At 47.0% G+C, this 14,571-nt stretch carries 11 protein-coding genes and 1 pseudogene; all 12 read left to right on the top strand.

Annotation, left to right across the window (positions count from 1 at the left end):
* Positions 1-1,109: pseudogene (locus B0H50_RS13250) on the top strand (TIGR02171 family lipoprotein); the annotation flags it as partial.
* A gap of 86 nt (positions 1,110-1,195) precedes the next feature.
* Positions 1,196-2,131, top strand: a complete 936-nt coding sequence (locus B0H50_RS01470) for a hypothetical protein (protein ID WP_109587129.1) — start codon at positions 1,196-1,198, stop codon at positions 2,129-2,131.
* Positions 2,132-2,171: 40 nt separating this feature from the next.
* Positions 2,172-3,209, top strand: a complete 1,038-nt coding sequence (locus tag B0H50_RS01475; RefSeq protein ID WP_109587130.1) for a TolB family protein — start codon at positions 2,172-2,174, stop codon at positions 3,207-3,209.
* Positions 3,209-3,919, top strand: a complete 711-nt coding sequence (locus tag B0H50_RS01480; protein WP_106198123.1) for a glutaminyl-peptide cyclotransferase — start codon at positions 3,209-3,211, stop codon at positions 3,917-3,919. The genes B0H50_RS01475 and B0H50_RS01480 overlap by 1 nt, the downstream gene beginning before the upstream one ends.
* Positions 3,920-3,970: 51 nt before the next feature.
* Positions 3,971-4,774 carry a metal ABC transporter permease gene (locus tag B0H50_RS01485; RefSeq protein WP_106198124.1) on the top strand — a complete coding sequence of 268 codons (804 nt, stop codon included), beginning with the start codon at positions 3,971-3,973 and terminating at the stop codon, positions 4,772-4,774.
* Between the two features lie 43 nt (positions 4,775-4,817).
* On the top strand, positions 4,818-5,900 hold the full coding sequence (locus B0H50_RS01490; RefSeq protein ID WP_106198125.1) for a hypothetical protein: 1,083 nt from the start codon (positions 4,818-4,820) through the stop codon (positions 5,898-5,900).
* Positions 5,901-5,947: 47 nt separating this feature from the next.
* Positions 5,948-6,463: an RNA polymerase sigma factor gene (locus B0H50_RS01495; RefSeq protein ID WP_106198126.1), complete on the top strand. Its 516-nt coding sequence runs from the start codon at positions 5,948-5,950 to the stop codon at positions 6,461-6,463.
* Entirely contained in the window at positions 6,450-7,211 is a 762-nt protein-coding gene (locus B0H50_RS01500; protein WP_109587131.1) for an anti-sigma factor family protein, read from the top strand. The genes B0H50_RS01495 and B0H50_RS01500 overlap by 14 nt, the downstream gene beginning before the upstream one ends.
* Positions 7,211-9,334 carry a caspase family protein gene (locus tag B0H50_RS01505; protein WP_106198128.1) on the top strand — a complete coding sequence of 708 codons (2,124 nt, stop codon included), beginning with the start codon at positions 7,211-7,213 and terminating at the stop codon, positions 9,332-9,334. Before B0H50_RS01500 ends, B0H50_RS01505 begins: the two co-directional genes overlap by 1 nt.
* Before the next feature lie 17 nt (positions 9,335-9,351).
* Positions 9,352-10,383: a hypothetical protein gene (locus B0H50_RS01510; RefSeq protein ID WP_106198129.1), complete on the top strand. Its 1,032-nt coding sequence runs from the start codon at positions 9,352-9,354 to the stop codon at positions 10,381-10,383.
* A 308-nt stretch (positions 10,384-10,691) separates the two neighbouring features.
* A complete protein-coding gene (locus tag B0H50_RS01515) occupies positions 10,692-12,719 on the top strand; it encodes an OmpA family protein (protein ID WP_109587132.1) in 2,028 nt (675 codons plus the stop codon).
* A 186-nt stretch (positions 12,720-12,905) separates the two neighbouring features.
* Positions 12,906-14,519 carry a cellulase family glycosylhydrolase gene (locus B0H50_RS01520; RefSeq protein WP_106198131.1) on the top strand — a complete coding sequence of 538 codons (1,614 nt, stop codon included), beginning with the start codon at positions 12,906-12,908 and terminating at the stop codon, positions 14,517-14,519.
* The last annotated feature ends 52 nt before the right edge of the window (positions 14,520-14,571 follow it).

Below are 14,571 nucleotides of genomic sequence, written 5' to 3' on the forward strand. Positions count from 1 at the left end.
GGGTGCATGGCAAAAAGGACTTCGCCGTGGCGACCCTCACGGACATGGACGGCGCGCATTCGAAGATCGCCCTTGTGAACACGCGCGATTCGAACGTTGTGGAACTTGCCTCGGGCGCGGAACTCTGGCATCCGGACCTGTGGGTGGATGGGCTGAATGTCTCGGACTTTGAACTGGACTTGGACAGCGCGGGGGTGTATGAAACAGAAAATACGGGGGCCGAGATGACGGCGATTAGAATCACTTTGCAAGTTCTGTATAAATATCGGGATTCTGCTTCGGTACTTGTAACAGGATCTTCGAGACCGCAGATAGCTATCGATCCGCGCTACTGGAATCGCCGAGAAAATTCGCGACTTTTTGTGGTGAACGCCGCCAATGCGTCGATTGACATCAATGCCTCGGAACGAATGCTTTTTGGTTATGGACGCTCGATTTTGCCAAATCTTAAAGTAGTTGTCTTTGGTATCGATTTGGATCTGCTTTCTTATCACTATCATCGCAACCACAATTCTTGGGAAGCGAATTTCCTAGGCCAAAATTCGCCGGGAATCCGCTACGACATCGATCACGATTTCTGGAAAGACGGCTTTCCGGAAGAACTTTACGATCTAACGGTGAACGCTTACGGGGCGAACGAATCAGAGCGGATTCGCTATGATTCGACTTATGGCATGATTATTCCTATGCCCCCCGGATCGGAAATCGGCTGGACAAAAAAATTGGAAATTTCGGACGATACGACTTGGACGGGATTTGAAAAGAATGGCGTCGAAAAAGCATTCGCCAAAATTCGGGAAATTCTCGAAAAAGCGGAGGCGTCTGGCATCTATGCGATTGGCGTGATTTTCCCGCAGAATCCGAACTATAAAAATACGGGAGCCTTTGGGCGTTATGGACTGCGCCGTTCGTTTGCAGAAACGATGATTGAACGCTTGCAACAGCTGGAATCAGAATATCCGCATTTCCGTTTGATGGACGAAAATAAAATGGGTAATCACGATTACACGAACGAAATGGCTTACGACTGGGATCATCTTTCGGAAGCGGGCGCCCAGCAATTCTCGGCCCGGTTAGATTCACTTTTTCAAACACTTGATATTCAATGAAAAGTCCCCTCATAGTTTCGCTTGTTTTCTCTCTGACTTTTGGTCTAGTCTCTTGCTCGGAATCTTCGCCGCTTCAGGTACAGCCATTGCCTACTGCCGAAACTGCGGTCACGATCGAAGAAAACGCTTCCGCCTATCTGTTCGACTCGCTCAAGGTTTCCGAAGCGCGTCTTGTATTCCGCAATGATTCGACCGGAAATCTGACCTACATTCGCTTTAGCAGGGATTCCGCCCAAGCCGTCGAATTTGTTTCGGAACTGAACGTCTATCATCCGACGATTTCGCCGGACGGCAAGTGGGTCGCTTTTGGAACATCGCCGGAGCCGGTTGGAACTTATTCGGAAGTTTACGTGCAGGAACTCGGACCGGAATCTTCGACACGGGTTTCACTCGGCGGACCTGCGGCCATCCCGCGTTGGCGTATAATTAATGGCGATACGGTCCTTATCTACGTTACGAGCGCAGGCGTAAACCGCAAAGACGATTTCTGGAAAGAGCAATCGACTTATATGGTTTCCTTCAAGGACGGTGCTTTTGGCATGCCGCAGAAAATTCTTGAAGGCAACTATCATGGCGGAATTTCCGATGATATGCGCCTTGCGGTCACTGGGGCGCACTTTCTGCGTGTTCACACGAAAATCCAGGGCGAAGAGCGTGATACGATTTGGTATGATAGCTCGCAGATTTGCAACGTTTCACTTTCTACGGACGGATCCTTGCGCACGATCTTTCTTGACCTTGGCGCGGAACGGGGACGGATATTTTCCGGCGAAGATTATTTGGCGCATCACCGTATTCTCGTTGCAGACTCGGTCGGGAATTTGATCGGGAGCATTCCCTCGCCGGAACCTTACAGTTTTGATCAACCCGAATGGGTTTTCGGCTCGGATTTCCTCTTGACCGCCATGAAGACCAGCGATGTCCACGAAACCGTTTTACTTGTCGATATCCGCGATTCTTCGGTTCACTCGCTCGTTTCCGGTTCGGATCTCTGGCATCCTGACGTCTGGCTTCAGCCTTGAATTTTTCTATCTTCATCTGTAAAAATCTGAAAGGAACATTATGAAATTTTTGAAAATCTTGATGGCGACTCTTGCCTTTTCCACATCCGCCTTTGCCGACGAGGCTCCGACAGGCGCACCCGTTTCTCCGACATCCGAGGAACAGGCCGCGTTGAATGCTCTTCAGGGAAAATTGAAAGGCAAAATCGTCTGGTCGTCTTCGCGCAGCCATTCCACTCATGATTTGTGGCTGATGAACGCCGACGGCTCCGAAAAAAAACAGCTGACCAATTCCACGACGGTCGATTGGTTCCCGCGTTTTTCTCCTGATGGCAAGACGATTATTTTTACGCGTTCAAAAGGCGGATGGACTCCGGAAAACGATGCGAATTATCCGGAAAAGTGGGATTTGTGGACGATCAATGCCGATGGCTCGGACGAAAAGAAAGTCGCAGAAAATGCAACGTGGGGAACTTTCCGCCCCGATGGAAAATCGATTGTCTTTTCGCGCGGTGCAAATGTATATCAGAAAAATTTGAGCTCGGGCGAAGAAACTCTTCTCTTGGATGGCGTCAAAGCATTTGACGAAAAAGGCGTCATTTTACAAGAGCCGAATTTATCTCCCGATGGAAAATATTTGGCGATTACTCTCCGCGGATCGATGCGTGAAACGGGAATTTGGGACATCGCCAAAAAGAAATGGAACAAGTCGGGTGACGGTTGCCAAATCGATTTCTTTGCAGATGGCAGCCGCGTTTATCGCGTGAATCCGACAGGAAACGGTGGCACCGCAGCGCCGAGTGAAATTTTGTGGTTCACATTAAAAGACGGTGTGCAGCAAGAAAAAATCGGATTCTTCGGCGTGCCGAAAGCGGCGAAGTTAATGGATCTTCCGGGTCGTCGTTCGCACGAATATTTTCCGCGCGTTTCTGCCGATGGAAAATGGCTCGTTTGGGGCGCAACCGCAAAAGGTCACGATCACGACATTTACGATTACGAATTGTATTTGTGGCAAATCGGAACGCCGGCAAAGACCGCAGCCCGTTTGACTTATCACACGGCAAACGATCGCTGGCCCGATATTTGGCTTGAAAAATAATGTTTGCCGAAATTGCATTGGCCGCTCTTCTCGGGCAATTTTCTGTTCTCGATTCCGTAGAACATCATCCCGAGAATTATACGCAGGGCTTTTTCTTTCACGGGAAAACTTTATACGAGACGACGGGACGCTACGGCGATTCCCGTCTTTTGCGTTATCCCGAAGCGGGGAAGCCGGCGACGGATTCGTTAAAACTTTCATCGAAATATTTTGGCGAAGGTTCTGTTCAATTCGGAAACGATATTTTTTGGCTCACATGGCGCGAAGGAAAAGCTTTCGTCATCGATGCGAAAACATTGACGAAAAAATCGGAATTCGAAATTCCGGGAGAAGGTTGGGGGCTCACTCTCGACGGTGGCGCTTTGATTCTTTCCGATGGCTCAGCAAATCTTTATTGGATTTCGCCGGGAGATAAACGTGTTTTTAAAACCCTCGAAGTGCGCGATGGCGAAAGGAAAATCAAAAATTTAAATGAGCTCGAAATGGTTGACGGAAAACTTTACGCAAACGTCTGGCTTTCGGATTCTATCGCGGTCATCGACATCCATTCGGGCGCGGTTTTAGAATGGTTGGATTTTTCGAAAATCGCCGAAGCGGAACGTCGTCAAAATTCCAAAGCTGAAGTTTTAAACGGCATCGCTTACGACGGAAAATTTCTTTGGATTACGGGAAAGTATTGGAAGAAAACGTTGAAGATTTTGCGGAAATAGAAATGCCGCTAAAATTTTTTCTCTCCATTTGAATTTAACTATACTTGGTCTATGCTTGAAATGCTTTCGTTAGAGTTTATGCAAAACGCTTTAATCGCAGCGGTTCTTGTTGCGATTTCTTGCGGGGTGATGGGCTCTTATGTCGTAGTCAATAAAATTGCAGGAACAGCGGGCGGAGTTGCGCACGCTTCTTTTACAGGAATTGGACTCGCTTGCTTTTTTGGATTTTCTCCGATGCTCGGTGCGCTTGGCGTCGCTCTCGCTTGTGCGTTTATCATGGGATATGTCACATGGACAAAACGCGAACGTGCGGACACTCTCATCAATGTCATTTGGGCGGGCGGTATGGCGACGGGCGTCATTCTCACGGATTTAACGCCGGGATATAGCGGCGATTTGATGAGCTTTTTATTCGGGAGCATTCTCACGGTTCCGCGGGAACTTCTTCTCGGCATGACGATTTTAACCGCAGGAATTTTAGCGGTATCGATTATTTTCTTTCGGCAATTTTTAGCGATTTCGCACGACGCGGAATTTGCTCGTATCCGCGGCGTTCCTGTGCTTCGCCTTTACATGCTTTTGATGGCGATGATTGCGTGCACTGTCGTCATGGCAGTGCAAACCGTCGGACTGATTTTAGTGATTGCGCTTTTGACGATTCCCGCATACGTTGCCGAAAGTCATTCTCGGAATTTAAAACAGATGATGCTTCTCGCTTGCGGGCTTTCGCTTTTACTTTCTCTCGCAGGACTTCTTCTCGCGTATCAGTTGAATTTTACCGTCGGCCCAGTCATCATTTTGCTCGGCGTTTTACTGTATGCGGGGAATCGAATTTTCACGCGGAGAAGTTCGTAGAAATTTTCTTTTCTTAGGAACGGAAGTTTTCTAAATTGCGTTTATGTTTAGAATTCTTTTTTTCCTTTTCATCGCTTCGACAATTTCTTTGGCAGCGAAACATTCCCTTTTTAATAATCCCGATATTACGACAGAATATTCTGCGCTTTTACAAGAAAAAAATGCGCGTAACGATTCGCTTTTGCCTGCGCTTGACGGCGATAAAGCTTTCGCAGAACTTTTGCGGCAGCATCCGGATTTTTGGAGCCTCGAACGCTTGGAAGAAGAAGGCGAAATGCTTACGAAACTCAAAGCGAAAATCGTTTACATCGACGGTGTCCGCGAAGAATCGTATTGCAAACTCGATAAAAATTCATCGCAAGTCGGCGAATGGAATTTGGAAATCGGCGTGGACTTTGTGAGTGCGGCTTCGAATACCGTTGGCATTCACGTGCAGCAGTGCTTAAATATGGTCCGCGATGAACTCGGTTATTTGGTGAAAAAAGGCGACAAAATTATCGCCGTTCCGCCGAAAAAAGTTATCGAAAAAATTAAAGAAGTCGAAATTCCGATGACGGTCGATGTGGATTTGCAGCAGAAACTTCTCGCCGCCCACGAAGAAGTGAACCGCACCGGAAATTGTCCGCGCGGAATTGAAAGTTATCTGATTTTACGCGATGTTTGGAATCAAGTCAAAGATGAAAAAATGGACATTGTGACGATTAACGATAAATTGAATTCGAATATGAACGGCGGACACAGCATTAAAACTTGCGCATTTAGCACCGAATGGAATAAACGTTACCAGGATAATTCTTCGTTTGAATGCGATGTCGATGCCGAAATTTGCACTTACAAAGAATCCGAAGACGGCGAATCGCGTTGGGCTTGGAACTTTGAAGCGAATCGATTTGAATATGTCCGCAAAAAATTTCTCTTTATTCCGCACGGTCCGAAAAGCATTCACGACGGCGGCACGATGATGGATTTACGCTTAATTCGCCTTTCGACGACCCTTTACCTCGAAGGATTTTTAAATGAAAAAGGCGAGCCGGTGACTCTTGGCCTTGTTATTCTCCCGAATGAAAAGGACGAATACGAAGATCACGGCGAAGATGATGAAGATGAATACGAATATGAAGAATAATTAAAAAAAAGAGTAACACTTTTTTCCTCCTCAGGTGTTACAATGGCATGAAACAGCAAAATGAAACCCGCCGCGAGGCTTTTTCGAAACTTTATACGGAATATTCACCGATGGTTTTTCGGCGTTGTGAATTTCTGTTAAAGGATCATGCCGAAGCGGGCGACATAATGCAAAATGTTTTCCTGCGGATTTACGATCGATGGGAACATCTCGATCTTTCGTCTCCGTCTAGCTTACTTTGGAATACAGCGACGCGGCTTTGCCTCAATCGTTTGCGTGATAAAGTGCGCCGAGGAGTGCATGTTTCTAGCGAAGATTTGCTTTTACAAATTGCCTGCGCCCAAGATGAAGCGGACGATTTTGAATCGAAGGGAATTCTCCAACGGATATTCTCAAAAGAGCCAAAATCGACGCGGACGATTGCGGTGCTCCATTTTGTCGATGGCATGACTCTCGAAGAAACAGCAGAAACCGTAGGACTTTCGGTAAGCGGCGTGCGCAAACGTTTGCGCAATTTGCAAAACCATGTCCAAGAATTGGAGGCAAAAAATGAAATCCGGTAAAGTCCTTTCGGATTTAAAACTCGAAAAATATCTGCTCGGGGAACTCCCGGCAGACGAAATGAAACTTTTACAAGAGCGCGAAGCGACCGATGAAATTTTCCGCGCCCGCGTGGAATTTCTGCGCAAACAAAATCAAAAAATCCGCGAAGAATTTTCGGAAGAACGCTTTGACGCGCTTCTTCAAGAACGGAGAAATAAACCGAATCATTCAAATTGGATGATTAAAATTGCAGCGATGATTGTCGTCGCATTCGGAATTCTTTCGGTGATTTTCATCGCAAAATCCGAACGGCAAATTGTGCCGGTTTCGGAAATCGCAGGCGTCGAAGTTGCGATGCTTTCGGATTCGGATGTGCGAATTAAAGGCATGCAAAGCCGAATTGAAGTCTGGAAAAAATCTGCAGATACGGCGGTGCTTTTGCAAAATTTAGACGCAGTGCGCGAAGGCGATGAATTGCAGTTGCGTTATCTTGTGCCACAGAAATGTTTTGGCATTTTCTTGAGTATGGATGGGCGCGGCGTTCTCACGGTGCATTTAGGAAACGGCAATTCCGCAGTAGAATTAGAACCGGGGAAAATGACGACTCTTCCTTTCGCTTATAAATTAGACGACGCTCCGCATTTTGAAAAATTTTTCCTCCTCACTTCGGCAAAAAGTTTTGCAGTCAATGCGGATGATTTTGATTCCATATTAAAACAGAAGGAGATTCAAACGGTAACATTTACGGTGCGTAAGGAGGCAAAATAATGCGTCAACTGAAAAAATTTTTTGATGAATCGATTCTCACGATGAGTTGGATTTTCATTCTCTTAGTCGCAGCTTCATTTTCCGCTGCGGCCGGAAATTCGGGAACGATAAACCGTTATGTTTTTGCGATTAGTTCAAATTACGGTGGCGAAGGACGTCCGCATTTACGCTATGCGGAATTTGATGCCAAATCTTTTGCCGCTGTCATCGGCGAAATGGGCGGAACTCCGAAACAGAACATTATCTTTGTGAAAGAGCCGAAAGTTTCGGAACTCGAAAAACAATTCGACGCTCTCGATTCTCGCTTAAAAAAGAATGCGGGAAATGGTCGCGAAGAAGTGCTGATTTATTATAGCGGTCACGCTGACGAAAATGGTCTGCGTTTAGGAAATGAACTCGTCGCATGGCAAAAATTTCGTAAACGCGTGGATGCATTAAATGCAGATGTAAAAATCGCCGTCATCGATGCGTGTGGCTCGGGCGCAATTACGCGGGCAAAGGGCGGCGCACAAGTTCCCGCTTTTATGATCGATCAGAGCAGCGATATGAAAGGTTATGCTTTCATCACGAGCAGCACTCAAGATGAAGCGAGCCAAGAAAGCGATAAACTCAAAGGTTCTTTCTTTACACATTCTCTCGTGAGCGGATTACGCGGCGCGGGCGATTTGAGCGGCGACGGCAAAGTGACTTTATCCGAAGCGTATCAATTCGCATTTAACGAAACTCTTCAAAAAACCGAAACGACAATCGGCGGTGCACAACATCCAAGTCGTGACATGAGCTTAACGGGAACGGGCGATGTCGTGATGACCGATTTGCGGAGCACCAAAGCGGGCTTAGGCCTGGCTGAAAATTTAGAAGGCCGCGTTTTTATCCGCGATGAAAAAGGCGAACTCGTCGCAGAACTTTATAAAAAATCGGGACGCGCGATGAGTCTTGGGCTTCCGGCGGGGAATTATTCTGTCCGCTTAGAAAAGCCCGCAGAATATCAAGAAGCCAAAGTCGTTTTGCAAGAAGGAAAAATTCAAAATCTCGCTTCGGCGAATTTCAAAGCAGTCGCTGCCGAAGAAACGGTTTCTCGCGGAGAAATCGGCGGAAAGAATTTCAATTCGCGCATCGATTCTCTCGATCATTGCGGAAAATATCGCGTGACATTTAACGCTGCCGATTTGGAACCGAATCCGCGGAAAGGTTTAATGCTCGGCATTTTCTTCAACAAATCCGATGACATTCTTTTGGGAACGCAAGTGAGTTTAATCGGAAGCGTTGCGAAAAAAGAAATGCACGGCGCACAAGTTTCCGGTTTATTCAACATGGAATTTGAAAAAATCGAAGGCATTCAAATTTCGGGAATTTTTAACTATACCGATACACTCAAAGGCGCGCAACTCAGCTCGGGAGCGAATATTGCGAAAGTTTCTGATTTGCAAATCGGCTTAGGAAATATTTCGAAAAAATCCAAAGTGCAAGTCGGTGTTCTAAACGTTTCTGAAAATGTGAATGTGCAAGCGGGCTTAATGAACGTCGCCAAAGAAACAAATGCGCCGCAAGTTTCCGTCATCAATTTCGGATGGAAAACGCATGGGCGTCAATTCGGTCTTATCAACTTCGTAGGATACGCGGACAAAACGCCGATCGGTCTTTTGAACTTTGTCGGAAACGGCGTTTGGAATGTGACCGGAAGCATTAACGAAATGAGCGCCACCGCATTTGCATTTCATTTTGGAACAGCGTATTTCTTTACTTCGATTGAAATGTCGCGGGAACTCGAAAAAGGATTTGACCGCTACGAAGATATTTACGAATCGGGACTCGGCATCGGCACGCAATTCGGCAAATACGGAACGCATTTTGAACTCGAATATATGTTCCTCTTTGCGCAAGATTCCTTTGACGATGACAACAGCAATTATCATCATCGGCTGCGTTTCGGTGGCGTAGCAAGACTCCTTCCGTTCGTCGGCATCTCGGCAGGCTTTTCGCTCAACCTTGCGTCCGAAGGCGATTTGCAATCGGTGATGCTCGAACCGAAAGGCAAGTGGCACGATGATTGGAGCGTGAAAGGGCACAAGGCGAAATTCTGGCCCGGACTTTACGCTGGCATTACCCTCGGAAGATTTTAATCGCTTGGGGTAATTGTATGCAAAAAATTTTCTTTGATTTCCGAAGAGTATTTTTTCTCGTGTGCTTCGTCTGCGGCTTTCTAAGCATTGCATCGGCGAACACCGTCAAAAAAGATGCTCCAGATTCCACCAAAGAAAATGCAGCGGATTCGTCGAAAGCGAATGCTCTTCAAATCAATTGGGAAAATAGTTTTTCCTTCGCCGCGATTTTTCTTTCGCATCGGAGTTTACGCAATTCCGATAATATGCGCAGTTGGCCATTCTTTCTGATTGCAACTCCTCTCGGTTGGACATCAACTCTCAAAATGCAGAAAAATTTCGGCAAATTACTCGGCGTCAAATCCGCATTCACCGGCGACTTGAATCTCATGGGCGCAGGAGTGCGGGCTACGGCATCGATTGAACTTTTGCATTTGTTCGAAATCGGAACTCTCGGCAGCGTCAATTCTGCAATCAATTACAGCAGCGATATGACGCAAATGGGTGTTTACAATTCCGAAAAAAAGAAATTCGAAAATGATTATTTCATGACGGAATTTTTGTTCAACGTCAAATATTTTGCCGCGATGACTTTCCCTTTGATGGCAATTCTTCCGAAAAGCGATTGGACAAAAATTTTGCTCAAGCCAAATGCGAGTTTTACTTTTTTGCATTACACGGGAGCCGCCGACAAAGAAATGTGGAAAGCGGGAAATGAACTTGCTGCAAACGGTTATCGTTATCAATACGGCGCAACTCTTCTCTACATGCTTCCATTTCGGTATCTCCCGATGGCGATGCTTTCGTATAATGTCATTGGAATCGTGCACAAGTCAGATTACGATGCGGTCTACGACGATTACGATCCGAGTTTCAAAAATATCAGCATTACGCCGATGCTTTCTATTCAATTCAGCAAAAAATGGAGCGGTATGTTGATGACAAAAATTGAACGCGTCCGCAAATTCGCCCGTTACCATTTCGACGAAGACGAAGAACTTCTCCAAAAACGCATCGGCTACGAATGGGCTGTGCCAACGGTCATTTTTATTGTGCAAAGAAAATTTTAAAAAGCGGCTTTGCCGCGTGGTAATGCAAGAGCTTAGAACTTAGAATTTAGAGCTTAGAATTTTCTCCGCTCTAAGTTCTCAAAACCTCGGGGCGCCATTTCAATTGTAGCGGTCATCAAAATCTTTATTTTATCCACCGAATTGTAGCGGCGATCAAAAATGAAAAATGAGTTATCCGCAAAAGGGAAAGCCCGCGCGCTAGTGTGTTATATCGCACACTTATCGGAAAAATCTGCATTTTAACTGGACAATTTTACGGATTTTGGCTACATTTCGCTTGCAAATTTTGATTTTCAAGGGAAGATGATATGAGAACAAAATCTCTAATCGCAGCAATTCTCGGGCTTTCGGTCGGAATTGCTTTTGCAGAAACGGGGCTAGAAGGGGGCCGTGACGGTCTTCATCAGCAAAGTGCAAAAACATTAGGACAGTGGGGAATCTCTGTCGGTATCGGCGCCGAAGGCGTTGCCGATGCGCAGCCTTCTGCCTATGATTACTATTACTATTCGAATGGTCAAGCGACGATGGTCAACAGCTTGATGCCTTCGATTTCTGGAAATTTCCACGCAGCCGTCGGTCTTTTGGACTTCTTAGACCTCGGTGTTGTGGTTCCGATTCATTACGATGACATTAACCCCGATGACGAAGACGCCGAATTGAATGGCTGGGGACTCGGTGATATTCAACTTTGGACAAAATTCCGCTTGCCGATGTTCGATACGACGGATTTAGTGAACGTCGCTGTTCTCGGACAAATTTACTTCCCGACCGGTGACAAAAAAGCCGGTATGCGTCCTCGCCATGTTTGGTATGTGAACGCTTGGGGCGAAGATCACGCCTTTACCGCCGACGATTGGGCGTTAGAAGCGAGCCTCCTTTTGACTTTGGACTTTAATCGTCTAGGAATTCCTCTCCGTTGGAACAGCAACATCGGATTTGTCGGCGTCTTTAACGAAGGCGCAAACACGATGCTTTACGGCACCGGCTTAAACTTCACCGGCATTGAAGCGATGGATATCTTCCTCGAATATTCAGGTGAAATGCGAGTTGAAAAAACGAATTCGAGCCATTGGCGCGATCCGCTTTCCGATCCGATGCGCATTACTCCGGGTGTGCGTTTCCACTTGGCAAAGGGAGTTGATTTGGCAGTGGGCGCTGACATCGGTATCACCGCCTTCATCGACGAAGATAAACTCACCGAAAAATACGTAAGCGTGGACAAGCATCAAGGCGGAAAAGTGGTCCGTTATAAGACAGGTGCCGCAGACTACGGTGCATCTGCCCTCTTAACTTGGCGCGGAAATCCGTTTGCGAAGGATAATGACGAAGATAACGATGGCGTCGAAGATAAGAAAGATCAATGCGCTCATACGCCGAGCGGTGTGAATGTCGACGCAAACGGTTGCCCGATGGACGAAGATAAAGATGGCATTCCGGATTACTTAGACAAGTGCGCAGGAACTCCGGCTGGAACTGCTGTCGATAGCATCGGTTGCCCGGTGAAGAATCCGGTGGATTCTGCTCGTGCCGATAGCCTTGCGAAAGCGCTTGCCGCTGCGGATTCGGCAAAGAACGCTCCGATTGATACCGCTGCCATTTGCGCTGCCCGCGTCGATACAACCGATACCGATAAAGATGGCGTTTATGATGCAAACGATAAATGCCCGAATACGCCGAAGGGTGCCGTTGTCGATAGCACCGGCTGCCCGCTCGATAGCGATAAGGATAATGTTTATGACGGCTTAGACAAATGCCCGAATACATTAAGCGGTGTCATGGTCGATAGCACCGGTTGCCCGCTCGATTCGGATAAAGATGGCGTTGCCGACTTCCACGATAAATGCCCGAATACGCCGAAGGGTGCCGTCGTCGATAGCACCGGCTGCATTCTCGATAGCGATAAAGACGGAGTCATCGATGCGATTGATCAATGCCCGAATACTCTTCACGGTGTTGAAGTCGATAAAGTCGGATGCCCTGTCCGCAAAAAAGAAGACTTGAGCCAGCTCCGCAAAGGCATTGCCTTCCAGCTGAACTCGGCAAAGCTCACGAAGAAGAGCTTCGGCACTTTGGACGATGTCGCAAACTTGATGAAAAAGTATGAACAAGCGAAGATCGAAGTGCAAGGTCACACCGACGAAAGCGGTTCTGCAGAACACAACCAAAAGCTTTCCGAAGACCGTGCGAAGAGCGTCGCCAATTACATTATCAAGAAAGGCGTCTCTGAAGACCGCATCCGCGCTGTGGGCTATGGCAATACCCGCCCGATCGCTGACAACAAGACGAAGAAGGGTCGCAAAGCGAACCGCCGCGTCGAACTCGTTCCGTTTGAATAATCAAATCGCAGCTGAATGAGCGTAAAAACTGCCGCCTAATCGATAAGGCGGCAGTTTTTGTTTCTCTGGATTCTTTCGCCCATTTTCGTAAAAATGCCGCTTTTTTTCTGCCATTCAAAATTTTGAACATTTCAGGGCGTTTTTTTGTTATTTTAGAGTCGTAATCATTTTAGAATAGGTATTCCGATGGAATCTGTAAACAACTCAAAGCCAGGCTTTTTTGTTCAGGGGCGTTTTCTTTATACCAAAGACAATGAAAAAGTGATTCTCCGCGGGGTGAATCACATGTTTATTTGGACAGACCGCGAAGGAAAATCCATTCCCGAAATCGCAAAAACCGGCGCCAACTGCGTTCGCATTGTGTGGAATATGCACGGGCGCATCTCGGATTTGTATCGTTTGGTCGATGAAAGTATCGTCAACAATATGATTCCGATAGTGGAATTGCACGATGCGACAGGGCAGTGGAGTCGCCTTCCGGAATTGGTGAATTTCTGGACCCGCGAAGATGCGATGCAGTTAATCCTCGATCACCAAGAATATTTACTGGTGAATATCGGGAACGAAGTCGGCGGCGAAGAAGAACGCCCTGAAGAATTTTACGAAGCGTATGCTTCGGCTGTTACGCGGATGCGCGCCGCGGGAATTCGTGTTCCGCTGATTATCGATGCGGATAACTGGGGACAAAGTTCCACGAATATTTTGAACGAAGGAAATCGTTTACTCGCAGCAGATCCCGAACACAATTTGATTTTTGACATTCACATGTGGTGGCCGACAGAACGGCACAATCCCGAAAAGACGGGCTACGCCACGGTGAAAGAACGCATTACCGGCGTCCTCGAAGAATCGGTCGAGAAAAATTTGCCGTTAATCGTCGGCGAATTTGCGCCTGTCGCAGTGAACGGCGCCCGCGAAATCCCGTATAAATTTATCATGTCCGAAGCAGAACGCTTAGAAATCGGCTGGCTCGCTTGGAGCTGGGGACCGGGAAATTTCGATAGCCCCGAAATGGATATGACGACTCACGGATCGTTCAATACTCTCGTCGGCTGGGGAAAAGATGTCTGCGTCGATAGTCCGCTCGGCATTCAAAATACGAGCGTTATCCCAACTTTCATCCAAAATGCTGATTTTACAACAGGCATTTCGGACCGCGGACGCAATTTGATTTCTAACGGCGACTTTACCGAAGGCACCGCCGGTTGGACTGCAGACTTTTGGGGCGGCAAGGCGACATTCCGCGTCGAAAATCGCATCGCTCACTTTGACATTCAAGATGCGGGCAAAGAATCGTGGAATTTGCAATTCAAGCAAAGCTTCCCGCTTCGAAACGGCGTCACTTATGTGTTTAGCATGCGGGCAAAGGCCGATAAACCGCGCACATTAAATGTAGACATCAAACGCGAATCCGAAAATTATGTGCCTTATGCAAACGGTCGCTTCTTGGATCTTTCGACGAGTTGGCAAGATTTTAGTTGGAAGTTCACGATGAAAGAACCGACCGACGAAAATGCGGTTCTAATTTTCGACATGGGCGGTTGCGACACGGGTTGGAATTTGTCCGACGTTTCGCTCGTGCAAGCGCGAAGCGTTTCGGATCGCTTAAATAAAAGCTTTCAGCGAAATGTGCAGAAAAATTCGGGCTACTTTAATGCGCCCGCAGGTCCGTGGGAATTGCATTTATATTCCGCAGACGGCGAATTGCTCGAAGTCCTCGATAAGGGAAAAGGCGGCGAAGGCATGAAGCCTTTCCCAAAAATCGAACGCAGCGGCATCATGGTGATTAAAGACAAATAAAAATCAAAGAATAAGAAGAAAGCGTCCACTTCGGGCGCTTTTTTGTTTTCTT

The organism is Hallerella porci, assembly GCF_003148885.1.
Classification (GTDB): domain Bacteria; phylum Fibrobacterota; class Fibrobacteria; order Fibrobacterales; family Fibrobacteraceae; genus Hallerella; species Hallerella porci.